General features: G+C 64.1%; 23 protein-coding genes. All 23 read right to left on the minus strand.

The genetic code is table 11. From position 1 onward, the window contains the following. Positions 1–2 precede the first annotated feature (2 nt). The 23 genes from AAIO73_RS10805 to AAIO73_RS10915 all read right to left on the minus strand — a co-directional run bounded on the left by AAIO73_RS10805 (position 3) and on the right by AAIO73_RS10915 (position 23,199). Positions 3–605, minus strand: coding sequence for a hypothetical protein (locus AAIO73_RS10805; protein ID WP_345877974.1), 603 nt, complete (start codon positions 603–605; stop codon positions 3–5). Then, positions 605–5,185: a hypothetical protein gene (locus AAIO73_RS10810; RefSeq protein WP_345877976.1), complete on the minus strand. Its 4,581-nt coding sequence runs from the start codon at positions 5,183–5,185 to the stop codon at positions 605–607. Before AAIO73_RS10810 ends, AAIO73_RS10805 begins: the two co-directional genes overlap by 1 nt. Beyond that, on the minus strand, positions 5,173–5,622 hold the full coding sequence (locus AAIO73_RS10815; RefSeq protein WP_345877978.1) for a DUF6950 family protein: 450 nt from the start codon (positions 5,620–5,622) through the stop codon (positions 5,173–5,175). The genes AAIO73_RS10810 and AAIO73_RS10815 overlap by 13 nt, the downstream gene beginning before the upstream one ends. Beyond that, positions 5,619–6,176, minus strand: a complete 558-nt coding sequence (locus AAIO73_RS10820) for a hypothetical protein (RefSeq protein WP_055995084.1) — start codon at positions 6,174–6,176, stop codon at positions 5,619–5,621. Before AAIO73_RS10820 ends, AAIO73_RS10815 begins: the two co-directional genes overlap by 4 nt. After that, the gene (locus AAIO73_RS10825) at positions 6,176–6,769 is read right to left on the minus strand and encodes a hypothetical protein (RefSeq protein WP_345877983.1); all 594 of its coding nucleotides are present in this window, start codon (positions 6,767–6,769) and stop codon (positions 6,176–6,178) included. The genes AAIO73_RS10820 and AAIO73_RS10825 overlap by 1 nt, the downstream gene beginning before the upstream one ends. After that, positions 6,769–10,035: a phage tail tape measure protein gene (locus tag AAIO73_RS10830; protein ID WP_345877985.1), complete on the minus strand. Its 3,267-nt coding sequence runs from the start codon at positions 10,033–10,035 to the stop codon at positions 6,769–6,771. The genes AAIO73_RS10825 and AAIO73_RS10830 overlap by 1 nt, the downstream gene beginning before the upstream one ends. Next, positions 10,036–10,278 (minus strand): hypothetical protein, encoded by a 243-nt coding sequence (locus tag AAIO73_RS10835; protein ID WP_345877986.1) that lies wholly within the window; start codon positions 10,276–10,278, stop codon positions 10,036–10,038. It lies immediately after the preceding gene. A gap of 315 nt (positions 10,279–10,593) precedes the next feature. After that, entirely contained in the window at positions 10,594–10,830 is a 237-nt protein-coding gene (locus AAIO73_RS10840) for a hypothetical protein (protein WP_056455241.1), read from the minus strand. Between the two features lie 74 nt (positions 10,831–10,904). Further along, the gene (locus AAIO73_RS10845) at positions 10,905–11,318 is read right to left on the minus strand and encodes a hypothetical protein (protein WP_345877989.1); all 414 of its coding nucleotides are present in this window, start codon (positions 11,316–11,318) and stop codon (positions 10,905–10,907) included. Then, the gene (locus AAIO73_RS10850) at positions 11,318–11,764 is read right to left on the minus strand and encodes a phage tail tube protein (RefSeq protein WP_345877990.1); all 447 of its coding nucleotides are present in this window, start codon (positions 11,762–11,764) and stop codon (positions 11,318–11,320) included. Before AAIO73_RS10850 ends, AAIO73_RS10845 begins: the two co-directional genes overlap by 1 nt. Further along, positions 11,757–12,173 carry a tail completion protein gp17 gene (gene gp17, locus AAIO73_RS10855; protein ID WP_345877991.1) on the minus strand — a complete coding sequence of 139 codons (417 nt, stop codon included), beginning with the start codon at positions 12,171–12,173 and terminating at the stop codon, positions 11,757–11,759. The genes AAIO73_RS10850 and gp17 overlap by 8 nt, the downstream gene beginning before the upstream one ends. Further along, on the minus strand, positions 12,170–12,586 hold the full coding sequence (locus AAIO73_RS10860) for an HK97-gp10 family putative phage morphogenesis protein (protein WP_345877992.1): 417 nt from the start codon (positions 12,584–12,586) through the stop codon (positions 12,170–12,172). The genes gp17 and AAIO73_RS10860 overlap by 4 nt, the downstream gene beginning before the upstream one ends. Then, entirely contained in the window at positions 12,586–12,942 is a 357-nt protein-coding gene (locus tag AAIO73_RS10865) for a phage head completion protein (RefSeq protein ID WP_345877993.1), read from the minus strand. The genes AAIO73_RS10860 and AAIO73_RS10865 overlap by 1 nt, the downstream gene beginning before the upstream one ends. Beyond that, positions 12,939–13,226 (minus strand): head-tail connector protein, encoded by a 288-nt coding sequence (locus AAIO73_RS10870; RefSeq protein ID WP_345877995.1) that lies wholly within the window; start codon positions 13,224–13,226, stop codon positions 12,939–12,941. Before AAIO73_RS10870 ends, AAIO73_RS10865 begins: the two co-directional genes overlap by 4 nt. Before the next feature lie 87 nt (positions 13,227–13,313). Continuing rightward, positions 13,314–13,532 carry a hypothetical protein gene (locus tag AAIO73_RS10875; protein ID WP_345877996.1) on the minus strand — a complete coding sequence of 73 codons (219 nt, stop codon included), beginning with the start codon at positions 13,530–13,532 and terminating at the stop codon, positions 13,314–13,316. A 77-nt stretch (positions 13,533–13,609) separates the two neighbouring features. Beyond that, on the minus strand, positions 13,610–14,920 hold the full coding sequence (locus tag AAIO73_RS10880; RefSeq protein WP_345877998.1) for a phage major capsid protein: 1,311 nt from the start codon (positions 14,918–14,920) through the stop codon (positions 13,610–13,612). 27 nt (positions 14,921–14,947) lie between these two features. Further along, positions 14,948–15,565 (minus strand): HK97 family phage prohead protease, encoded by a 618-nt coding sequence (locus tag AAIO73_RS10885; RefSeq protein WP_345878054.1) that lies wholly within the window; start codon positions 15,563–15,565, stop codon positions 14,948–14,950. After that, on the minus strand, positions 15,565–16,848 hold the full coding sequence (locus tag AAIO73_RS10890; protein WP_345877999.1) for a phage portal protein: 1,284 nt from the start codon (positions 16,846–16,848) through the stop codon (positions 15,565–15,567). The genes AAIO73_RS10885 and AAIO73_RS10890 overlap by 1 nt, the downstream gene beginning before the upstream one ends. Next, positions 16,845–18,605, minus strand: coding sequence for a terminase large subunit (locus tag AAIO73_RS10895; RefSeq protein ID WP_345878000.1), 1,761 nt, complete (start codon positions 18,603–18,605; stop codon positions 16,845–16,847). The genes AAIO73_RS10890 and AAIO73_RS10895 overlap by 4 nt, the downstream gene beginning before the upstream one ends. 4 nt (positions 18,606–18,609) lie before the next feature. Beyond that, positions 18,610–19,053: a hypothetical protein gene (locus AAIO73_RS10900; protein WP_345878003.1), complete on the minus strand. Its 444-nt coding sequence runs from the start codon at positions 19,051–19,053 to the stop codon at positions 18,610–18,612. Positions 19,054–19,181: 128 nt separating this feature from the next. Then, positions 19,182–19,535 carry an HNH endonuclease gene (locus AAIO73_RS10905; RefSeq protein ID WP_056455265.1) on the minus strand — a complete coding sequence of 118 codons (354 nt, stop codon included), beginning with the start codon at positions 19,533–19,535 and terminating at the stop codon, positions 19,182–19,184. Positions 19,536–19,701: 166 nt separating this feature from the next. Continuing rightward, positions 19,702–20,229: a hypothetical protein gene (locus AAIO73_RS10910; RefSeq protein WP_345878005.1), complete on the minus strand. Its 528-nt coding sequence runs from the start codon at positions 20,227–20,229 to the stop codon at positions 19,702–19,704. Between the two features lie 183 nt (positions 20,230–20,412). Next, on the minus strand, positions 20,413–23,199 hold the full coding sequence (locus AAIO73_RS10915) for a phage/plasmid primase, P4 family (RefSeq protein ID WP_345878007.1): 2,787 nt from the start codon (positions 23,197–23,199) through the stop codon (positions 20,413–20,415). Positions 23,200–23,209 lie beyond the last annotated feature (10 nt).

Below are 23,209 nucleotides of genomic sequence, written 5' to 3' on the forward strand. Positions count from 1 at the left end.
TGCTATTGCCACTTCACCGCCGCGTAGATCGCGCGCATTTCGGCGAGGTTCTTGGCAGCTTGCAGCTTCTCGACCGTCACCTGTTCGACCGCCTCGATCCGCGCAGTGCCGGTGTTCGATGCGTCGGCCCCGGTTGCATACCGCTCGATCGTCTTGACGATGTCGGTCTCGCCCCGCGCCGCCGCCTCGGCCAGCGCGAACCGGAAGCGACGACCGCGCGCGACCGGCGCCAACCCGAGCAACGCCGCAACCCGCCCGGCCGCGGTCGTCGCCAAGGCGTTGTACGCCTCGACCTCGGCTTGCTTCATCGAATAGACCGCCTTCTTCGCACCGCCGGGCGACATATAGCGCATGCGCTGATCCTCGGCGTCCTGCTTGACCTTTGCGATCAGGTCCGCACGCAGGACGGCGGGGGTCGGCTCCGGCATCGTGCGCGGCGTGAAGCCGCTAGGCCCTAGTTGCCAATCGCCGGGCGCGACGGACACGTCAGGACACGACACCGGATCGCAACCTTGCGGACAGTTCATCATCAGCGTTTCGAGATCGTCGGCACTGACGATGCTGCGGACGACGGAATCGGACTGCCGAACTATCGCGTACCGCATTATTTCTTGAACTCCGAAACCGCGATTGACGCTCGAAACACGTAGTAGATGCGTGTCCCGCTCGACGTGCTCAGCGCCAAGTCATAGGTGACGGAGCCGGCCGCAGGGTTATCGAGAAACCAGAACGAGTAAGGCGCACGGGCACTTGCCGTGCTGACCGTGATCGGGTTCCCGATCCGCACTGTCTGGCCGTTCTGGGTGCGGTTGACGTACATTTCAGCGCCACCCGAACTGGTGCCTGCCGATACCGAGGTCTCGTACTGGATGTCGATGCGAGTGTATCCGAGGCCGGAGGCGTTCAGCGCGGCGGACTGGGCAATTCGAACCTCCCCGTTGCTGGCCTCTTCGCTGCCGCCCGAGACGGCCACGCTCGATGTCACTGCTTGGTTGGCGATCTTGTCCGTGATGATGCTGTCGCGGACCAGCAGGCTACCGTCCACAATCATATCGGCATCGACGTAGAAGACGCCGCGCTGACCATTCGACTTCGAAAGACGAACCCTAGTAGAGCCGTCGCCAGTGGTGCCGACCACCTCCCAATATACCGACGTACGGCCATCGGCGGCGGCAAGGGTAGCTGCCTGCTGCTGCACGGTGGCTACCGTGCCGTTATAGTCGCTCCGCAGCGCCTGCACCGTCTGCGCCACGGCCCCGGCCTTCGCATCGGCAATGGCCGTTGCTCGATCCTCGATCCGGGCGGACAGGATGTTGCTGGTCTCGTCGATCCGGCCGTTGACGGCGCCAATGGTGTTACCGAGGCCGCTGACCGCATCGCCGCGCAACTGTGCTTCAAGCGTGGCGGTGCGGCTTGCCGCCGCATACCGGTTCGGCAGATCGGCCAGCGTTTCTTCGTTCGCTGTGATGCGCGCCAGCACGCCGCCGGGCGCGTTCAACGTGGCATCGGCCTTGCCCGCCTTGATCTCGCCATCGGTGGCCGGACGCAGCGCGAGGCGATGCCAGACCATATACTTGGCGGCCATGCCACGACCGAAGCCGGCCCATCCATGCATGGCGTGAACGTTGATCTGGTCACGGCCATCAAGGTCGACCATCTTCGTCCACGACCGGGTCTCGCCGGGCCGATCGCCGACCAGTCCGTTGATGTCGGGATCAGAACAGAAGTCGATGTTCCAGACGCCGTGCAACGTGACGCCCGCGCCGCGCGCCCCCGAACCGTCGAACCCGGCGGTGACCTCGATCACCCACTTGCCGGCGCCGGCCGTGTAGATCGTCTGGACGAAGCCGCTCGATACATCCGCGACATCGTTCAGCGTCTGAACGCAGTACTGGCCGCCACCGCGACCCGGCGCCAACCTGTTGGTGCGGAAGTTGCCTTCGGCAAGCCACACCGACCAACGCGACGGCAGCACCCCGCCGTCCGGCCAGTAGTTGAAGTTGTCATTGAAGACGATGCTGGTGCTGACGGCAGACGCGGCCGATTCCAGCGTTGCCGCGCGCGAAGCAATTGCGAGGTCGGCATCGGCATATGCGCGGGTCACTTCCTCGGCTTTCGCGGCGATCCGGGCGTCGACCGTACCAAGGCTGGCCTCGATCGACTGCGCCCGTTCGGCAAAGGCCGCGTCGGCGCGGGCCAGTGCGTCGGTCGTGTCTTTGACCCGCGCGACGGTGCCGAGCAGCACAGGCGACGCGCGGCCGACGCTGTACGGGTTCCACGCCGTCTGACCTTCACGGGCGGCACCAACATACGGACGCAGGAACCATGCGTAGCTGTCGGTATAATTCTTGATCGTATCTAGCTTCCGCAGGATCAGATAGCCGTTGACCGCGCCGTCGGGCACGCGTGCCGAAACGACGCCGGCACGAGCATAATACGAAAGACGGTCGCCGAGGTTCTCGACCGGGCCGGCGACTGCCGAATGGATCGCCGACATGAACCCGCCGGTGCCGTCACGGAACACAAGGATAACCTGCACCTGCGCACGGTGGCAGTTCACCAGCGCGGAGAATTGCAGATACTCGCCAGCGGTAACCGGGAAAGTTGAGCTGTTCCAATCGATATACGCCGACCCATCAGCCGTGTTCGGCGGACCGTATTGCAGGATCGACAGCACATTCTCGCCCGGCGGATGGTACGGGTCGCCAGCGGCGTTAAGACCTAGATACGGAACGGGATCGAGCGGGCCGCCGGGCGTATGCCTTCCCGTCGCCCAACCGTCCGTCGTGACGAGGTCACTGTTCGGCACCATATTCCCGCCGCCGGGCGAGAAGGTCGCCTCCACGGTATCGACACGCCGTGCCACCGCCCCATCGCGCTCGATAGCTGTCGTATCTACGCGGCTGATCTCGGCTCGCACAGCGCTATCGTCGTAGCCTCCATCGGCGACGATGCTGTCGATCCGCCGTGTCAGGGCGCGGTCGGCGTCGGCATAGGCCGTGGTAATCTCTTCGGCCTTCGCCGCAATACGGCTGTCGACCGTGTCGAGGCTGGCCTCGATCACCTCCGCTCGCTGGGCGAAGGCTTCGTCGGATCGAGCGAGCGCGTCGGTCGTGACCTTCACATCGGCACGGACCGCGTCGTCGCCCTCTGTCACGCTGGCCGACACGATGTCGATTTCACGGGCCAGCGCGCGATCGTCGTCGGCACGAACCAACTGCTCGTTGGCAATGATCGCGCGAATGTCGCGATCATCATAGCCGCCGCTCTCCGCAACGATACTATCGATCCGGCGGGAGAGGGCTTCATCGGCCCCTTTCGCCCGGTCGACCTCGGCGGCGAAGTCACGCACCGCGTCGTCGATCGCCTGATCGGCCGCGTCGATGCGGGCGTTGGCGTCCGCTGCCGCCTGATCGGCCGCCTGCCGCGCTTCATCAATCCGCTGATTAGCGGTCGCTACAGCGAGGTTGACCGCCGGGATCGCGACATCGTTGATCTCATCGACACGGGCGAGCAGTTCATCCGCCGGCCGACCGCCGACAGCGTTCGTGTCCTTCGACGTGTTTTCGCCGGTCACATCGGCGTAATCGACCGGGCGACCTTCGCCGACAACGGCACCCCATGGCAACGGCTGATCGACAGCGACGCCGTCGAGAACGTCACCCGCTACCAGCCTAGGGGTCGGCGGTGCCGTCCCAGTCCGGCCGAGCGCAAAATCATGCTTTGCCGCCGTCTCTCCCCGAAGGATCAGTTCGACGGTCATGTTGACGGGATCGACGGTGCGTTTCAGCACGACGCAGGGCTGATTGACCAAGCCGTCATCCGGCAGATGCACGATCAGCAGATCGCCGGCCCCGTAGCGGCGCAGGCGCGGCTTGCAGGTCACAACGATTTCGCCCAGTTCCCGCGCGTCGAGCAGTTCATAGGCGGCAAGCTGCGCCGCCTGATCCTTCGACTGGACCAGATTGTATTGCCGCTCTTCGGCCTTCTCCTCGCCGTCCTCGGCAAGGTAGCTGGCGATCGTCACCGCGGTCGACGGGACATATTCCCACTTATGATCGGCAGACCGGTACTTCGGCACGATCGTATTGAGCCGGCTTTCCCAGCCTTGCATCGCGCCGACTTCGACTTCGTCAGTGGCGAGGTCATATTCGGTGATCGTATCGAGCGCGACGCGCGGCGCCGACAGCTTCAAACCCAGCTTTCCCCCGATCCAGCAACGCTCCGCGCCGCCGGCCGCAAGGATGTTTTTCATGTTGTCGTCGCGGTTGCCCGGCTCGTGAATGACGCCGTCGACCTTCCAGCCATTGGCATCGCACACGTTGGCCAGCGCCACGAAATCGGCGACGCGAATGCCGTCGATTGGGATGCCGGGACCGAACGTCTTGCGATAGCGCGCGTCCGGGTTCGACTCATCGCGTTCCCACGTGCCGAGCGCATAGCGCAGGCCGTGCAGGCCGGGACAGCGCGACCACTCCCATGTCGCCTTCGCGGCCGAGAATGCCGCCGTATCGGTCGGATCAGCCCAACGGTGCGGTCCGCTGCCGCCCGGATAGGTGCTGTCCTTGCGCGGATCGTAGCACAGCACACCCCGCCACACGGCACCGGTCTGGGGAACGCCTGCCGCGAACCGCTTGCCGTCCTCATCGAATCGGAGGCACCACGAGATTGCAGCATAGCTGGACAGCTTGTGCTGCGGCCCCCAGGTCTGGGAACCGCCCCAATGCGTCGATAACGCCGCCGGCTCGGGCGTACGACCAAGCTGGTGATAGACGTACAGATGGTTGGCGGCATAGCCGGTCGCGGCGTTCCCGTTCAGCGTGACCGGCACGAAGTCGAGATAGGGCGCGACGAAGCCTGCGACCGGTCCAGCGCCGGAATACACGTCGACCAACACCATGTACGGGTTGTTGACCTTGGATACCTTGCCGCCGAACCCCTCTTGGTTGATCCGGTTGCCGCCGTAATAGGTCTCGCCGATCAGGTATGGCTTGGGTTGGTTCGCCCCAAGCGTGATCCGGTTGACGCTGCCCGACATGGCAGGCGGTTTCTTGGCGGTAAGCTGCGCGGTGACGTTGGCCGCGACCGCGACGGCAGCCGCGATGGGCTGGTGCGGCCCCGGAATGAGGGCGGCGATGCCAGCAACGGTGCCAATGAATTTCGCAACGGCGCTCACAGTCGCCACGCCCCCTTGAATGCCTGTGGAATGATATTGACGATGCCACCGCCCAGATGGTCAGCATGGTAGCCGGCGACCATCTGGCCGCCGCCGATCGGACCGGACCCCGTCTGCCCGGTCGACACGACGATCGCGTCAAACGGGTCGTCGGTACCGCTGTCCATCAGCGCCAGATCACCGACCCACATCGCGGCCGGCGCGATGCGCGGCAGCATTGAATCGAGCAGCCCAGCCAGATCGTCATGCCCGGTCGCGCGCAGCGCCTTCATCGCACCGACTGCCGAATAGAACCGGGGGATCGACGGCACCTTGTGCCCCAGCGCCCGCATCTGGGCGCGGGCGAGGTGGATGCAGGTTCCCCCGCTATCCCATCCGAACGGCCGGGTGCGGAAGCGCGCGACGACCGCTGCCGTCTGCTCGGCCCGAGCATGAAGGTTCATCATACCCGCTGAACCCCGCGCGGCGGCGACACGACGCCCCACGGTATCTCGACATCCATCCCGACCGCATTGTCGAACCCCCGCTCGCCCGCGAAGACGCGTTGGTGCGCGGGCGAGGTCAGTGCGTTGCCGTCGTTGCGTATCAGCAGCCGTTGCGACCGGGTGACGCACCCGATGTCGAGCGCGCGCGTGCCGGTCTGCCGGCGGATGACCGTCTTGTCGGTCTGCCAATCGGCCATGAGATCGGGTTCACCAATCAACCGGCCGGTGGCTTCATCGACCTCCCCAATCCACATCCGCAGGCGGGAATTCTGATAGGCCGGCTGCGACAGTTCAACCGCCGCCGCAACGTTGCGCGGCAGGAAAGTGATGGTGCCGGCGGGCAGTTCGTCGCCGGTCCCCTCGGTCAGCGCTTCGAACGCGTCGACCGTCCCGAACACGTCGTCGATCGACTGATATAGCTGCCCGGCATAGGGTACCATGCCGCCGTCACACAGCAACACGTCCCGGCCGGGCAGTTCGAGCTTCAGCAGCCCGACCAGCGTCACGCGATCCATCAGGCGGCTTCCTCAATCGTAAATTCGATACGGGTGTTGTGATCGACAGCGAGTTCCCAATCCTGCTCGCTGCCGTCGATCAGTCCCTCGATCATTGGCCGGACCAGATGCACGCGCGCCCCATCGGCGAAGGCACGGCGAAGCATGGTATCGTCAACCGATAGCGTTGCCCGTCCGTCGATCCCGGCGGCGGCATCGGCACCGACGTTGTGCAGGTAATGCTGACCGCTGCTCGACTCGATCGAGAACCAGAAACCCTCGCGAACGATCGCGTACGGCGGCAGTCCACGGACGCGGATCGATCCGCCGGTCTGGCCTGCACCATCGACCACAACGCCCGTCCCGCAACCCGACTGGTCGACCGACAGCAGCGGATACGGCACGCGCAGACCCTTGCGCTTGGCCCGGATCAGGCGCGACACGACGACTCGCGCACCGTCCTCATCGTCAAGCGGAGGCAGTGTCATAGCGATGCGGTAGTGGTTGCCCAACCGGTCGACCCGGAGGGCGCTGGCACCGCGCTGGACGCCCCCTCGATCGACGATCGAGGCAATGGCACCGTTCGGCACGATGTTCGGCGGAAATTCGAGCATTATGCGAGCCGCTGCCTGTTCTGCATTGCCGCCCGGCGGCTCGTCGTCCGCTGGGACTGAATGTTCACGTCGCTGGAAATGCCGACCACGCGCGACGCGAAGCCGGGTGCTTCCTCGATCCTGACCGTCGCCGGAGCGTTTCGGCCACCGCGCAAGGCGCTGTTCGGATGAATGGTGCCGGCGCTGTCGGGCACGAACGGCTCTGGCCCATGTTCGCCGACCATGTACCAGTTGCCCGGTCCGACCCGACCGCCCGACGCCTTGCCGCCGCCGAAACCGAGCTTGGAAAACACGTTCCAACCCTTGCCGAACAGCCCGCCCAAACCGCCGAAATTCGGATCGGCATTGATCGTTTCCCCGGTCGACATCAGGCCGGAACCGCTACCCTTTGAACCGCCCAGCAAGCCGCGCAGAAAACCGCCGCCGGCATCGCCACCGCCGCCCAGCATGTTCGCCAGCGGCTTGATCAACTGTTGCTGGACCTCGATCCGGACCAGATCGCGGATGATCGACGATGCCATGTCGCGGAACGACTTCGCCAGATCGTCCGCGCCCATCACCGCGTCGGCCATCCAGTCGTTCAGCTTTTCGAACCCCGCGACCTGAATGCTCTCGATCGATTCGTTCACCGCCGCCGCCGACCGGTTCAGGTCGCGGCGATAGGCGTCCATCGGACCTTCATTGTCGCGTTCGGCCTGTTGCCGGCGCTGGCCATAGATCGCGTCGAGTTGATCCTTGCGCGCCCGTGCGTTCGACCACGCGGTACTGGACGTGGCTTCGGTGGCGAGGATCAGATCGAGGTCCGCTTCCTCCTGCCGACGTTGCAGATCAAGCAATCGCAACGCTGCCGCCCGGCGCGCGGACGCGCTGTCGGCAAGGTCCATTTCGGCCCGGACGGTCTCCTGCGCAGCTTCGTTCGACGCCTTGCCCAGATCGTACCGTTCCTGCGCCAAAGCCGCCGACCGCCGCTGTTCGGCCAACCCTTCTTTCTGCGCCAGTTCGCCTTCCTTGGCCGCGATCAGCGCCGCACGCTTCGCTTCGTTCAGACCATCGTCGAGCGCTACCGACCGCGCATAGGAGGCGCGATCTTCCTCGATCGCCGCCATCTCCGCATCGTACCGTGCGGTGATTGCGCCGGTCAGGTCGGCGGTCGCTTCCAGCGTCGCGACCCGGATGCGACCCAGTTCATCCTGATACTGCGCCTGCTCGCGCGCACGGTCCTCGGCAGTCTTACCCTTCGGTCCGCTGGAACGGTCGGACTTCGGCCCATCCGAGCCGCCGAAGGTCGGGTTCGACGTGCCGGTGTCCTGTGCGGTCGCGTTGCGGATATCGGCGATGATCCCGCGCACGGCTTTGTTGTAGGTCTGTACGACCTCCATCTGTCCGCGCAGATCAGCTTCCGCCTGTGCGATCCGATCATCCGCGCGCTGACGCATCGTAGAACCGACCGCACCCGGTGCCGTGCCGCCCTGTGCCGCCGCGATGCTTTCAATGGACGCTCTCTCCGCCTTCGCACGCGCTAGAGCCGAACGGGCCTTGACCATGTCCGCAGCGGCAGACTTCAGCGACTCGGCTGCCGCACGTCCATCCGCCTTTGCTTTTGCAATCACTTCCTTGCGCAACTGACCCGTGGCAATCGCCAGTTGCAGCGACCGTTCGCGAGCTAGGTCCAAGGTCTTGTTCGCGGCATCCTGCGCCTTGCGCACCGCATCCGATGCAGTCGCCGTGCGGAACAGCAACGGCCACAGCAGCGTCAACAGCGAGATGGCAACGCCGAGCGGCCCGGCGAGCGCGATCAGGCGCGTACCGAGCATCCCCACCATCGTCGCGGCGCCAGCCTGCAATGCCAGCCTGCCCATCAGGCTGACGACCAATCCCATGGGATTGACGATCGCGGCGAGGGCAACGGGGATGGCGCCCAGACGAAGCGCAAACAGCGGCAGCGCCATCTTCGACAGCGTGACCAGGGCGATCAGCACCGGACCAAGTGAGGCGGCGAACAGACCCGCCGCAACCCAGGCATAGTGAAACGCAGGTGGTAGATCGGCGAGCCACTGCAGCCCAACGGCGGCGGCGTTCTTGACCGCCGCGAACACCGGCAGCAGGATTTGCCCCAGCTTAATCGACAGGTTCTCGATCGCGGTCGCCAGTCGCGCACTGGCAGCAGCGTCACCTTCGAGCAGGACCGCCATCTTCTGGTCGGCGGTGACCTTGTCGATGGCGCCGCGATAGCGTTCGATCCCAGCGGCACCTTGGCTCATCAGCGCGATGGCGGTCCGCATTCCGTCCGATCCGAACATCGCCGACAGCGCCTCGCGGCGGCTCTTATCCGACAGGTTGCCCAGCTTTTGGCGCAGTATCTCCGCGACCTCGGTCAGCGGCTTTGCTTTCCCAGTGGCGTCAAAGAACTCGATACCGAGTTGCTTCATGATCCCGGCCGCTTCCTTCGACACCGGGTTCAGGCTGGTCAGGAACGTCTTGAAACTCGTGCCGGCGTCCGACCCGCTGGCGAAGGTCGACGCGGTTGCCGCCAAGGCGACGTTCAAATCCTCGAACGGCACGCCCAGTCCACCGGCCACGCCGCCCGCCTGACCGATCGCGAGCCGATAATCATCGAACCCCATCTTTGATGCATCCAGCGCGCCCGAGACTTTGTTGACGATGCCCGGCAGGTCGCCGCTGGTTTTGCCGAACTGCGCCATGATGTCGGTCGTCAGGTCCGACGCGCCCGCGAGTTCCGTCTGCCCGACCACCGCGAGCCGCATTGCTGCCGTCAAACCGCCGTTCAGGATCGCCGCCGCCGACATGCCGTTCTTGGCCAGCATCTCGATCGCGCCGGCCGCCTCGATCGAACTGCGCCCCATCGCCGGCCCCAGCTTCATGGCCGCGTCGGATAGCTGCTGTAGCTGGGCAGGCGATGCGTTCAGCATCGCCGCCTGCACCCGGTTCATCGCCGTCTCGAAATCGGCCGCCGTATCCTTGCTGCGCTTGCCGACCAGCGCCAACGGCACCGTGATGCCAGCGGTCAGCGCCACGCCCGCGCGCGTCACTTTCTGGCCCACCGACGCAACCGCTTCGCCCGCCTGTATCATGGCGGTATTGATGCGGTCCGCCGCGCGCTCGACCGCATTGCCCATGCTGTCGGTCGAGCGTTCCAGATCCTGTTCGGTTTTTTTTGCACGCGCACTGGCGGCTTTCATGCCGGACTCGAACGCAGCATCCTTCACGCTCATCGACGTGACAAGCGAGGCGATAAGCTGCTGCATTCAAACCCCCTTCGTGGAAATGAAAAGGGCGCCGCAATCGCGACGCCCTTTGCGTTGGCCAATCTGGCCGTGAGTAGTGATCGGTTTTAGTTGTTCCGGATCATTACCGAACGGGTCGCTTGAGGCAGCTTGTGCTGCCGCCACGCTTAATCGTTTCGGCACATTCCAAGGCTCGTTTAGTCGCGGTATCCATGCAAATTCTAAACGAAGCCTGAAACTCTTTCGTATCAGGATCGTCAGCATGCGTTACGATACCATCTCGATATGAGAACCACTGAAAACCAGTGAACCCGCCGAACCCGTTCCGGGCATTGACCCGTCCACATGCGGTTTTTTCGGCAGGATTGATGGTGATCTGCTCGAAGCGCGCAGAGTCTGGCTCTCGAAGAGATTTTCGAACACTCTGCTCGACAGCCGTTTGGAAAGCGTCGTCCGAAGAGGTCGAAACACTGCACGCGCCTAAGCAAGCAGTCAGCAATATGACGATTCGCATTGCGCCCTCGAACGGTTGGTGGCTGCCAACCTAACAACTCAATCCTAACAGCATCAAACTAGAAACTACCGACGCCGTTCGACCTTCCGGATCGTCATTGGCACGCCCGCCGCGCGCATGGTCTCGAACACGGCAAGCTGTTCCATCGGCGTCTGACGGCCTCGCTTTTCGCGACCGAGCATCGCTTCAGCGTAGTGCGAAAAGCCCCGCAGATTATCCACACGGGCGAACCGTTCGGTCGCCCATGCGCCGTATAGCACCCGCTCCCGATCGCGGCGGAGCGCGTCAGCCGCACCTCGCATGGCCGCCCCGTACGTCGCCTGACACTGGTCCCAGAACGACGACGGCGGAAACCCCGCCGCCGCCCATGCCCGTTCTAGGCCTTCCCAGTCGGTCGGCGCGTACGGGTCGACGGCTTTTTTGGCGCCGGGCCGCCCTCCTCGACGACCCGATCGGCGGCAGCGGCGATGGCGGTACCGATAATCTCGCCGAACCGCTTGAACCCGAGGTTGTCGATGATGTCGTTGACTTCCGCCATGCCGATCCCCGGATGATGCTTGACGAGGCCATGTAGGGCGAACGACCGCAGGGTGCCGATGCGCAGATCGCGTGCCGCTGCCGCCATCTTCACCTTGTCGTCGACATCACCCAAGCCGACCGAAGGCATCGCGTCCTGAAGGATCGCGAAAAACCCCTTGTCGTGCTCTGCCTCCAGCGCGCACTGGGCCGCCGTTCCGATGAACAGCGTCCAGCGCGCGCCCATGGCGTCGAACGGGACTTCTCCGCGCATTACGCGCCGGCCGCTTCGGTCGTCGCGCCGGTGAAGCGCACGGCGATCGACTGCGTCTTACGGTCACCGATCGGCACCGCGCGCGGACGGCTCTTGACGATCAGGAAGCCTTCGATCTCCCAGGTACCATCCTCGGTCAGCAGCACCGACTTGTACGCACGCACCTTGCCATCCTGATGGGCAGCCGCGAGCAGCAAATCGGTCGGCGATCCCGGAATGTAATTGACCATCAGCGTGCCTTCGCCCGGCTCGATCAGTCCTGTTTTGTACTCTTTACGGCGGCCCGGCGACTTCATGTGCGTGACTTCGACGTCGTCCGCCACTTCTTCAGCGAACGGCACCTCGACCACTTCGTCGAGTTCGGTCAGAACGCCGGCCGCATTCGCCAGCCAAAATTCGGTACCCCAGCCAATCTGGGCTTCGCTGTTGCCGTTTGCGTCAGCCATTATTCTGCTCCTGCATTGAACCTGTGTACGTGAACTGGATGTCGATGATCTGGCGGTAGAGGTCGGTGCCATCGCCGCTCGCCTCGCGATCGGCGCGGACCGACACGTCCTGCCCGCGCTGGAACCGGACGCCATCGATCATCGTCGCCGGCACGACGGCCGCGATGGCGGCATCGCGGAGTGCGAGCGACGACAGGAAATCGACCGACCAGATATCGATCTGAATGCGGGCGACCGTGGGGTGAAAACCCTTCATGTGCTGCCCGCGCCGGTCGGAAATGGTATGGAGCGTGATCGCTGGCACTTCGGCGCCCTGCACCCGCCGCATCCAGTCTACCCGCGTTCCAACGGCTTCGCTGATCGGCGCCGCCGACAGCAACCGCTTGGCCAGCGCCGCTTCGAAACTCATTGCGCCGCTTCCCTAACCAATGCCGCCAGCCCAGCGGCGACGATGCCGATCGCCTCCGCGCCCTTTGCGTCGACCGCCGGGCGGGCGAACGGCTGCGGCGCTGAATGCGACGTGCCCCATTCGAGCAGGTGCATCGTCGAACCGGCACCGCCGCGACGCGGCCCGATGAAGATCGACACATCGCGCGGCCCCATGCCGTCGAGCACGAATCCCGGCGAATTTGTCACAGTGATCGTGCGGCGGTGCCGCCCCGTGTCGACCGGGATTAAGCGGCGCTGCTCGGTGGCGACGACGTTGGCCGCGACCCGCAACACCCCGTCTACCTTGCGGCGCGGCGTCGCATTCGCGAGGCGCGTCAGCTTGCGATCCAACTGGCGGAAACCGGTCGTGCTGAACGACCCGGCCTTGCCCATCAGCGAACGATCCGAACGACGCCGATGTCGATCGCATCCTGCCGACCTACCGGCACGACCGAGACAATCTCCCATAACTGCCCATCGGGGCGTGCGGGACAGCGAAGGCGGTCCTCCACACTAAGGCCGCCGACCGCATCGGGATCGATTTTCGAATCCCAACGGATGCGGAACAGCGCGGGCATGGCCGCCGCCGTTTCCGCATTTGCGTACCGCTCGCGGCCCGGCGAGCCGATGAACTGGGCAGAACGCTTCCAGACCACGACAGGCGGCCCAGGTACGTTCTGCGTACCGTTATGAACCAGCGGGCCGGACCGCTCGATCTGGATGCGCTTGTCGAGACGCGACGGCTTCATACCAGCATCCGCCGATATGGATCGCAGACAACCATCGCCGGTGCGAGTGCCGTTGCCGCCTCGCCATCCCGCAAACGATCAAACGCTGCAGCGTACAGCAGCACACCATGCAATAGCGGCGCCGGCACAGTTTCAGGATCGGCTCCCGCGATCGTACGGCCGGTATATTGCTCGACCCACTGGACCCCCGCCAATAGTGCGAGGTTGAGCGTATCGTCTTGATCCTCGTTGTCTGCGTCATAACGGAGGAAGGCTTTGACCAACTCCAGCGTCAGCGTGGGCATGTCAGGCGCTTCCTACGTTCAGGGGACCGGAGATGGCAAAGGTGTAGAGCGGTCAGCGCAAACGCCGCCGCCCCACGACGTGAAGAACTAGTTGGCGCGCTGCTGGCGCGACTGGCGAGCGGGCTTCTGCTCGGTGGTGACGGACGGCTTCGACGCTTCGTCCGGCGTCGCGTCTTCGGTCACGTCCTCGTCGGTCTCTTCGACGGCGCCGCTTTTCAACAGCGGCTCAGCCTCCGCGGCGGTCATCTTGCGGACCGTGCCGATCGGCGATCCTTCGAGATCGCGCTCGTAACGATAGTGCTTCATGGGGCTTCTCCTTTCCAGAAGGGCGGAAGCGCCCCTCAGGAAAGGGGTGGGTGCTACACCCACCCCCATGTGGAGGATCAGGGGTTCACGTTGCCGTAGACGAACGCCTCGGGGCGATAGATCGCCAGCGCAAGCCGCTCTTCGGCGAGGATGGTGACGAGGTTCGCGATGAAGTTGTCGCGGTCCTCGCTCGAGACGGTAACCGCCGCGAGCATCCGATCGAAGATTTGGGCGGCCATGCGCCACGCGCCGGTCGTAAACTTGCCGACCGCCTGCGTCTGGGTCTGCACGACCGGCTGACCCCAGAGGGTCGGACCGGTCAGCCCGGCCGGGTTGGCGAGGATGTAGCCGCCGGCCGCGTCCTTCACGAGTTCGATGTTCGTCCAGTCAATCGGGTTCAGCACAAAGCCGGTCGAAAGGTATTCGGCAAGAGACACCTGCAACATGCCCAACCGCAGACGGTCGACCGGCGTTTCGCCCGCAACGACCGCACCGGTTGGCTTTGCATAGGGCGAAGCGACAGCATTGATGCCAAGGATGTTTTGACCGACGCCATCACCGTTCAGCAGCTGCCCGTCTTCCTTGAAGGCGAGGCCGTAACGCAAGCGCTCATCGATCATTGACTGCAAGGCAGGCGCGTCGGCGAGGATTTCCGACGATGCCCGCATCCAGTGCGCGATCTTGCGGACCGGGGCCTGCTTCAGCCCGTACTTCAGGCTGGATTCCGGCTTGAGCGCACCTTCCGCGGTCATGCCGGCCGCGTTGGTGAAGCCGGTTTCCTGCGGATATTCGATCGAGGACGACGACGTCGTGCCCGGCGCGATCAGGTCGCGCACACGTAACTGACGGTTCTGCAGGTTGGTCAGCATGCCCGGAACCCGCTCGGCACGGACCAGCGCGCCTGCTGAGCCGTCGGCGTTGGTCGACAGCGAGGTGATCGTCTTCATTTCGACGGTCACGGTGCGACCTTGCGCCATGTTGCCGCCCAGCGCCTTGAACTCCTCGCTTTCGACAAACTGCGCGCCGACACTGCGGTCCTGCTCTTCGTCGCCGCCGGTACGGGCCATCTTCTGTTCGAAGTCGTCCATGCGCGTCTTGATTTCGGTTAGGCCGGACAGCGCCTGGTCGGCTAGTTCCTTGGCGGTACCGGTCAGAGGTTCGCCACGCTCGGCCTTGCCCAGCGCGTTTTCGGCGATACCCTTCACTTCGTTCAGCTTGTTATCGAAGTGAGTCTTCAGTTCGGTCGCGATTTCCGAGACGCTTCTGCCGTTATGGCCGTCGGGGGAGCGCATGTAGCGGCCCTTCGCCCGTTCGGCACCGGTCATCGGCCCGAGCAGCGCCACTCGGCCCAGCGCAACCGCGCTGGCCATCAGGATCGTCGTTCGCATTGTTTGCCCTTTCGGCAGAGAGGATGATTACCCGCGAAGGATCGTGTCCAAGGTTCGCAAGTCGTCGATCGCCTTCGCCTCGGGTTCCCCCCGAAGATGCGGCGTGCAGGCTGCGGCCATTGCCGCTGCCTTGGTTCGAGAAAATCCGGCGTCCCGCAGGAAATCCTCAAGATCGCGGACAGTCGGCATGTCGCCGGCGCCGAGAATGTCTTTGAACCCGGTGATTCGGGTCCGATTGTTCATCGGTACCGTCACCAGCGATATTTCGTGCAATCCCAGCTTCGTCAGGTGCCGGGATTTGCCCTCAAAGTGGCGCGCTTGGGTGATGAACCCCATGGAAAGGCCAGTAATGACCCCAGATTTCACGTCCTCGCGCGCCTCGCGGCCCGCCGACGACGTCGAAAAACGCCCTTTGACATGCATGCCGTCGGCGCGATCGTCGAATTGCGTCCAGACACCCACCGGTCGCTTGCGGTCGTGGTGCAGCAGCATCGGCAGGCTCTTGCGGCCCTCCAACTGCACCGCGCCACGCATAACGATATCGCCGCCGTGGTCGACGTCGCCGTAGCTGATCGCGATGCCTTCGATATTGCCATCATCGTCGATCGATTTGGCGTCGAGCGCGAAGTCTAGTTCGTCTAACATCACGGTTTCTCCGGGGAAGGCGTTGGGTCACCGAGCGCCACGTCCTGCATCTGGCGGTAGATCGCATCGCCGCCTGGCACCGGCGCCCAGCCTTCCAGCGCGCGGACCTCGTTGATCGTCATGAAGGGCTTCATCTTGTCGTAGAAGTTCGCCCGGCCGACCGAATCGGCGCGAAGAAACGCCTCAACGTTGAACCGAATTGCGAAACCAGCGCGACGATCGGCGCGGCTTAGCAATTGCTTGCCGAGCGCACCTTCCATTCGCTTCAGCCGCTTGCGCATCTTGAACTTCATGACGCTATTCGTCTGTTCCGTGATGCTGCTGCCGAGCGTTGTGTTGCCGACCGCCTGGCCGACAAGGTGCGGGTCGACCTCGAACACCCGACAGATGTCCTCAACCGAGAACCGCCGGCTTTCGAGCATCTCCGCGTCGACCGGGTTGATGCTCAACTGCTGCCACGACAGCTTGTTATCTAGCAGCATCGGCCGGCCAGCGTTGCGCGCGCCGACGAACTTCTCGACAAGCAGGTCTTCGAGTTCCTTGCGTTGGGACGCGGTCAGGATGCGCTCGGTACTCAGCACGCCGGACGGTTGAACGCCGTTGATGAACGTCTTCGCAGCGGCTCGGTCGACCGATGTCGCGGTATCGAATGTCGCGCGACAGACGGCGAGCGGCGAAACTCCGCCCAGCGCACTGCCGCCGAACCCGCGAACATGCAGGATGCGCTGCTGCGTCTCGATCCGCGACCGGCTGTCGGCGGTCCAGCGATATTCAAGATCTCGGTTTGACAGCCGGCGAACCTGCACGCGGTCGGGGCACAGGATCGGCTCCAACGCGATCAGATTGCCGCCGGTCCCGAAGAACATCTCCGCATAGGCGTTGCCGTGCAGTTCGATGCTGGCGGCCATGAACTCCCAGAAATCGAAGGCACTCTGGTCGTAATTCGGGCTGTCGTGCAGCAATTCATGCAGGGGGTGACTGGTGTCGTTGATGGCAACCCCGCCGGGGCCAGGGCGCTGGACGTAGATCGGGAGCGACGCGATGTTGCCTGCCCAGAAGCTGACGCACGCCCAGGTCGCCGATAGTCCGAGCGCCGCGCTACGCCGCAGGAACCGGACGTCATCGTACGCCTCGGTCGTGATGCGGTTGGTGACAAGGTTGTCGCGATCGGAACGACCGGTAACGAACGACTCGAGCCCCTCGATGTCCTTTCCGGCGAGCCGTGCCGCATTCCACTGCCGTTCGAGCGCCGCAGCGCGGGCGGAAAGCGTATAGCCCGTCATGCCGTCGCCCGAAGCGATGCGATCCAATCGTCCACATTGCCTCCCATGGCTTCCGGATTGCGGCTCATCAGCATGGCCGCGTTGAACATGGCCGCCAGCGGGTCGATCTTTGCTGACGGCTCGCGCTTGACAATCGCCACGGCGGTCGCGCCGCGCGGTTCCATCTTCGCGTTACCCACACACCAGCGCATCAGCGCCGTGCCCGCGTGTCGCATCGTCCGCGCCGCGAGCTTGCGGGCGGTCGCCTTGACCACACTCGATAGTTTGAACCCCTGTCCGATCGCGACCATCTGCTCGTCGGTGAATTCCGACGACGCCAGTTCGTCGACCAGCACCGACACGCCGACCGGGTCCAGCCCAATCGCGCCTTCCGCCGGGAACAGCCCGGCGTCGCGGACGCGGACAAGAATGTCCGCAACGCCCCGCAAATCCTCGGTCAGTTCGGCGTCAGCGTCATCGGCGGCATCCGCCGCGTCGACATCGATCGTCGCGAACTCCGGCAACTCGCACCGGGTCAGCGACCTTTCCTCGACCAGTTCGTCCAGCTTGGTGGCAATGTCCTGCCGCCGTTTCCAGACGATTGACCACGCCCACGCATGGCACCAGACCAGCCACCGTTTCGAACCCTTCTCGCGGCCGATCAGGCACAAGCCCAACAGGTCGTCGAGACCGCCGCCGTCTATCCCGGCAACCACCACCTCGCACCGGGCAAGGAACGCGTCGATCGTTGCCAGGGCGGTTTCCGCCGCCCCGTCCCAGAACACCGCTCCAGTCCACTGGTCGCGGGCGAGGCGCATTCCGATTTCGACATTCAGGTGCTTGGCGAGGAACACCTGCTTGCTGCCATCTTCGCCCTGCACAGCCTCGGCCAGCTTTTCGGCGAGCCAGACCGCATCGACGGACCGGCCAATGTTCGGGTTGGTGACGTAGAAATTTTCCGGCTTCAGATAGGCTTCGGCCTCGATCATCGCCGCTGGCCATTCGTAGAGCACGCCCAGCTTGCGGGGGTCGACGATCGTCCCGTCGCGAACGCCACGGAAGATATCAAGCTTGGCCTTGAATATCCCGCGCGGCGCTTCGTCGCTGTGGGTCGTCAGGAACACGACGAACCCTTCCGGGCGGCTGACCATGCCGCCGGTCGCTTCCATCAGCATCGCATCGGCCTTCGGGTTCTTCCCGAAAATCCACAGTTCCTCGACCAGAATGAAGGCGGCTTTCTTGCCAGACACGATGTCCGTGTCGGCCGCGACCACCTTCAATTCCGCCTCGGTCACCCGATGCCTGATGACCCGTTGATGCTCGATGACGTGCAGCAATTCCCGCAACTTAGGGTCGTGCCGCACCATCCCCATCGCCGGGGTAAAGACGTTGTTCGCCACCTCCTTTGTGGGCGCCAGCACCAGCAATTCGGCGCTGTGCCGCCAGTTACGGACCAACGCCGTGACCATGATCCCGGCGGCGATCGTCGATTTCGCGTTCTTCTTGCTGATCAACAGCATGAATTCGGTGATCAGCCGGCGGCCGGTCTCGGCGTCGTATGCACCGAAGATCGCGGCGACGAAGTCGAACACGAACGGCTCGCACGCCTCGCCGAACGTCGGCATGCCTGGCACGTCGACGATCCGCAGCGACTTGAACACAGCCAGCGCCGCGTCCGCCTCCGCCTGAAACAGCGGCGCGATCGGCACCAGCGAGCGCCGCTCGACGATCCGCGTTTCCCAGTCGGGACACGCGGTTGACCAGACTGGCGGCTTCATCGGGTCAGTTCACCAGAAGCGACGGCGGGCGCGGCGGCGCATAAATGCCGTCCACCTGCGCGGCGGCTTCGATCGCAGCTTCCTTCTTCCCCTTGCGGGGGCGGGGTTGTTGCGACTGCGCCGCCGGTTCCGGCGATGCGACGGTCTGCGACAAGGCACGAAGCCGCGCCTTTTCGAGCCGCTTGAACAATTCCTTCTCGGCAGCGGTCTTACCCGCGCCAGCGGCATCGTTCAGCCGGGCCAACTGTAACATTTCCATCCGCAGAGCGGCGGACTCACGTTTTGCGACCTCGGCAAAATAATGCTTCCGCAGCGTCGGGACCGAGACCCCAATCGCCGTTGCCGCTTCCTTCACGCTGTAACCAGCGGCGAAGGCCAACAGCACCCTGTTCGAGTTTTCGCGGCTCCACTGATGCTCGGGCCGCCCACGACCTTCCGCGCGCAGCACAACGGGATCGCCGAACAGGTCGACCTCTGGATTTCCCGTGTCCGACAAAAAAATTCTCCGCGTGGCATCGGATGCGGTCTAGGCTACCAGCACCCCCTGGACTTTTTACCCCCCCCCGGTCCTGCCGGTCAGCGGTCGCCGCGCCGCTCCTGCCGTTGCTTCCGGCTGTCGTGACACGGCTTGCACAGCGTCTGAAGGTTGCGTTCATCCCAGAACAGCTTCTCATCCCCACGGTGCGCACGCCGATGGTCGGCGACCAGCAACGACGTGTCAGCCTCCACACGACCGCACCCTTGCCACTGGCAGGTGAACAGATCGCGGGTCAGCACCGCGTACCGCAATGCCTGCCAGCGTGCCGTCTTGTACCAGCGCCGCCAGTCCTGCCGATCCCGGTCCGCATCATATGCCTGCCGCCCCGAAGGCGCGGACAGTTTCGAGCGGAGAGGCGACAGTCTGGGCTTGAGCGTTGTCAGCTTTGCCATGGCACAAACGCGCAGCGCCCCGCCGGACCGAGGCCAGACGGGGCGCTGCGAGGCTCAGGGAGAATTGGGGGTTGCTGTGCCGTTCCCGAAGGCCCGTCCCAGCATGACGGGAAATAGACGAAAAATTAGCGATAGGCGAACAGGTAAAATGTTCGCCGACGCACTTTTACCCCATTGACACGTCGCGCTGTGGATTTCCGCCATTTACTGCGTTGCATATCGCGGTGATCGCACGCCCGTACCGCATCCGAAGGCCATCCGCACCCTTCGTCAACCCCATGGCCGGCAACAGCTTGCTCCACCGCACCTCGCGAGTGCCACGCGCCAACTGGGCAATGGCAAGTCCAATTAGCTTCCGGTCAACCGGGTCCACACGATCAAGCCAAGCGAACGCCTCTTCCATCTCCGCCACATCCTGCCGGGTCATCGCGGCCGAGCGAAGGGCTACATCGCTGCTACTGCCATCGCCCCCGCGCGCATCGTAATCGCCTGCCAACACATCGCGCGTGATCTCCGGCCATGCCGAACGGATGCGTTGCCATCCGCGCTCGCGGTCCGGGTAGCGCTGGCAGGTGCGCACCGCCTCGACCAGACGGTCTTCCACATACTCGAACCCCAGTATGGGAGGATAGGTTTGACCTTCCCGAACGATGGGAGGGCAATTGGGAGGATAGAATGTAGTGTTATCAGTCATTTAGATATCTTTCGGGAGGGTGGGAAGGAAAACGCGGGTAAATCTCGCACGCGCGCCCGCATATCTGTGCGCTACGGAACCGGGCTGCATTCTGCCTCCCAAGCTCCCACAACCTCCCAAACCCGCAGAAAACCGCCATTCCCAAGGTATGTCGATCCTCCCATCGGCGGGAGGTTGGGAGGATCAGGGCGGAATATCATCCTCATCGAACCCCGAATTGGAGGGTCCGGGAGGCGCATTCCCGCCGGCCTTGCGGCGCGGCGGCGGCAGGTCGTTCTCGACCGGTCGACCATCCCGCACGAAGTCGTCAGCCGCATATAGCGGCCAGATATCGCCCCATACCATCGAACTGGACTTGCGCTTGCGGAAGGATTTGCGCTCCAACTGCGACGCCAGATATTTCGGCGACCATGGCTTTCCGCTCGCCGGCAGCAACTGCGCCCACGTCTGCCATGCTGCGAACAGTTCGTGCAGGGCGCTCGATCCGATCGTCTCGCCCGGTACGCGCTCGATACAGAGCGACAGGAACTTACCGAGGATATCGTTCTCATCGAGATACGCCTCGGTCGCCTCCTTGATCGTCTCGGGTAATGGCAGACCGGTGCCGAGATACTGGATTGCACCCCGGACCATCCGGTTCAGGATGCCGCTCGCTTCCTGCACCAGCTTCGCTTTCAGTTGCGGGTCCTGCTCTTCGTCCGGGATGATCACGTCCCATGGGACCAACTGCATTCGTCGTCGGATACCATGATCGGTACCGATACCGGGCTTTGTGTTGGCGATGATCGTGTTCTTGAACGTGATGATCAATTCGAACGGCGGCTTCATCAGTTCGCGCACGCCGCCTTTTGGTTCGTCGCTGGTCAATTCCTTCACCAGACCGTCGCTGAACTTGCTCCCATGCTCCGCTTCGTTCGCATAGACCATGCGCCGGCCGGCGAGCGCCGCCAGATCGGGCGATGCGTCCGAACCTTTGCGCGACCGCTCCGAATCCATGAACGTGTTGATGCTGGCGGCCCAGGCATAGTCGCCAAGGATCGCGCGCTTCGTATTGATCCACACGCCCTTGCCGTTCGCCCCTTCGCCATAGAAGATCGCCATCTTCTGGGCGCTGGCATCGCCGAGCATATTGTACCCGGCCCACACGTCGAGGAACCCGCGCATCTCATCCTTCGGCTGCACGCGAGCGAGGAAAGCATCGTAAGACGGACACGCCGCCGAGGGATCGAATATCGCCGTACCGGCCTTCGTGATGCGATGCCGGCGTTGCGGTTCGACAAGGCGAACACTGGCCTTTCGATCACCGTCCGGCCGGGTGAATTCAAGCGTCCCGTTCGCCATGTTGACCAGCAGCGGGTCTGCATCGAAATCCGCCGGCCGCGCTGACAGGCGCGCCTCCGCCAGCTTCGGCAGGCTCGAAATATGTCCGGCACCTTCGGACGTGCGCCCCCATTTGCTGATCGTGCTCGACAAGGTGATGACCGTCCCGTCGCGCAGCACCTTCAACACGCGATCGAGCCGCCGCTGTTGCTGCGCCTCGTGGGCGAGTATCTGGGACGCATCTAGCCCGTCCGGCGCCGGCTCGGGCACGCCGCTTGCCTCGACGAACGCCGCCTCCTCCTGTATCGCGCGCATCGTGTCCTGCACCGCGCGGCCGAGCAGGCTGACCGCCATGTCGCGGTTCCAACGACGCCCGTCCCATGCCAGCCAGCCCCATTGCTCGACATAGAGGAAATCCCGCCCGTACCTCCGCAGGAAGCGTTGCAGGTTGCCAAGGTCGGTTTGCGGCAGGAACGCACATTCCTGAGTCAGTTCATCGTCCCCGGCCCCCTTTCTACCGACATGTACGTCCGCGCCTCCCGCTTGGGAGGATGGCTTGCCATCAACCGTCGAACCGGGGGCGGGGGGAGAAGATCGGGAGGATCGAGGTGGCCCGCGTTCCCGGCGGGAACGCGATGATGCCGCGATCTCTGCGAGATCGCGAGGATTTGCTAGTCCGGCTGTCCATCCGCTGTCGATCGTGGCGATCAACTGGCGCTCATCATCACTGCCGGGGTTGGCACGCGCGGCCGCCTCAACGCTGCTACGCGCGACGACTTCGGACAGCGCGCCGGCCGCGACCAGCGTTGCCACCTTGAACGCGCCCTCATTCAACCGCGCATTGCGCTGTCCCGAGGCAGCCGTCTGGATATCCCGGCATTCGCCGTCGAGCGCGGCGAGCGCGTATTTACGAACATCATCGTCGACATCGCCGACGATCGTCGCGGTCCCCGTGACGCGGCGCTGCGCCGGTCGGTCCGCAACGGGCTTCGTCCGATCGCGGAGTATCCGCACCAAGGAAGCCGGCGCTTCGGCGACCGCATCAGAATCGATCCAGTCACCCGAAAGCCAGCGATAGGCCCCAGGCCCTTTCTTCCCCCCCTGATCCAGATCGCCGATCCGTTCGGATGGCGGTGCGATAATGTATCCGCCTTGCCCACGGACATCGATATGCTTGGGTAGATTGCCACGGTTGCCGATCGGCTCGCCCGCTGGCATCCGGAACCAATGATGCTCCCCGCCGGACGGCGTAACAGACGTGAGCGTTGCTGGCAGCGCCTCGCCCATCTGGGCGAGCAACGCCGCCTTCAGCCGGTCGACCGTCCATGTGTCGGACAGGACCTCGCCCGTTTCGGGATCGACGGTTTCGTCGACGCGCGGATCGAAATCGAGGTGCAGCAGGCCGCTAACCCCCGAGTGCAGCCCGATCTGGGCGACTGGCCAACGACGCCACCAAGCCTCGATCTGGGCTTCGTCGCACGTCGCCTTGTGCAGGCCGCCGCTATTCTTGATGACATTACCGTCGTCGTCCCGGTCACCACCGACTAGGGGGCGACCGTTCTGGACGTTGCACGGAAAGACGAACCACCCCCGACGTGCGAAAGCGATCGCCGCCTGCCCCATAGGCGACAGCGTGGAATTGGACGACACAGTATCGGTC

This window comes from Sphingomonas epibiotica, from assembly GCF_039615155.1.
Lineage (GTDB): Bacteria > Pseudomonadota > Alphaproteobacteria > Sphingomonadales > Sphingomonadaceae > Sphingomonas.

Excerpts from the sequence above, each read along its gene's own strand:
- AAIO73_RS10805 (WP_345877974.1), bottom strand. The coding sequence starts at position 605 with ATGCGGTACGCGATAGTTCGGCAGTCCGATTCCGTCGTCCGCAGCATC.
- AAIO73_RS10815 (WP_345877978.1), bottom strand. The coding sequence starts at position 5,622 with ATGATGAACCTTCATGCTCGGGCCGAGCAGACGGCAGCGGTCGTCGCG.
- AAIO73_RS10820 (WP_055995084.1), bottom strand. The coding sequence starts at position 6,176 with ATGGATCGCGTGACGCTGGTCGGGCTGCTGAAGCTCGAACTGCCCGGC.
- AAIO73_RS10825 (WP_345877983.1), bottom strand. The coding sequence starts at position 6,769 with ATGCTCGAATTTCCGCCGAACATCGTGCCGAACGGTGCCATTGCCTCG.
- AAIO73_RS10830 (WP_345877985.1), bottom strand. The coding sequence starts at position 10,035 with ATGCAGCAGCTTATCGCCTCGCTTGTCACGTCGATGAGCGTGAAGGAT.
- AAIO73_RS10835 (WP_345877986.1), bottom strand. The coding sequence starts at position 10,278 with ATGCTGACGATCCTGATACGAAAGAGTTTCAGGCTTCGTTTAGAATTT.
- AAIO73_RS10840 (WP_056455241.1), bottom strand. The coding sequence starts at position 10,830 with ATGCGAGGTGCGGCTGACGCGCTCCGCCGCGATCGGGAGCGGGTGCTA.
- AAIO73_RS10845 (WP_345877989.1), bottom strand. The coding sequence starts at position 11,318 with ATGCGCGGAGAAGTCCCGTTCGACGCCATGGGCGCGCGCTGGACGCTG.
- AAIO73_RS10850 (WP_345877990.1), bottom strand. The coding sequence starts at position 11,764 with ATGGCTGACGCAAACGGCAACAGCGAAGCCCAGATTGGCTGGGGTACC.
- gp17 (WP_345877991.1), bottom strand. The coding sequence starts at position 12,173 with ATGAGTTTCGAAGCGGCGCTGGCCAAGCGGTTGCTGTCGGCGGCGCCG.
- AAIO73_RS10860 (WP_345877992.1), bottom strand. The coding sequence starts at position 12,586 with ATGGGCAAGGCCGGGTCGTTCAGCACGACCGGTTTCCGCCAGTTGGAT.
- AAIO73_RS10865 (WP_345877993.1), bottom strand. The coding sequence starts at position 12,942 with ATGAAGCCGTCGCGTCTCGACAAGCGCATCCAGATCGAGCGGTCCGGC.
- AAIO73_RS10870 (WP_345877995.1), bottom strand. The coding sequence starts at position 13,226 with ATGCCCACGCTGACGCTGGAGTTGGTCAAAGCCTTCCTCCGTTATGAC.
- AAIO73_RS10875 (WP_345877996.1), bottom strand. The coding sequence starts at position 13,532 with ATGAAGCACTATCGTTACGAGCGCGATCTCGAAGGATCGCCGATCGGC.
- AAIO73_RS10880 (WP_345877998.1), bottom strand. The coding sequence starts at position 14,920 with ATGCGAACGACGATCCTGATGGCCAGCGCGGTTGCGCTGGGCCGAGTG.
- AAIO73_RS10885 (WP_345878054.1), bottom strand. The coding sequence starts at position 15,565 with ATGTTAGACGAACTAGACTTCGCGCTCGACGCCAAATCGATCGACGAT.
- AAIO73_RS10890 (WP_345877999.1), bottom strand. The coding sequence starts at position 16,848 with ATGACGGGCTATACGCTTTCCGCCCGCGCTGCGGCGCTCGAACGGCAG.
- AAIO73_RS10895 (WP_345878000.1), bottom strand. The coding sequence starts at position 18,605 with ATGAAGCCGCCAGTCTGGTCAACCGCGTGTCCCGACTGGGAAACGCGG.
- AAIO73_RS10905 (WP_056455265.1), bottom strand. The coding sequence starts at position 19,535 with ATGGCAAAGCTGACAACGCTCAAGCCCAGACTGTCGCCTCTCCGCTCG.
- AAIO73_RS10910 (WP_345878005.1), bottom strand. The coding sequence starts at position 20,229 with ATGACTGATAACACTACATTCTATCCTCCCAATTGCCCTCCCATCGTT.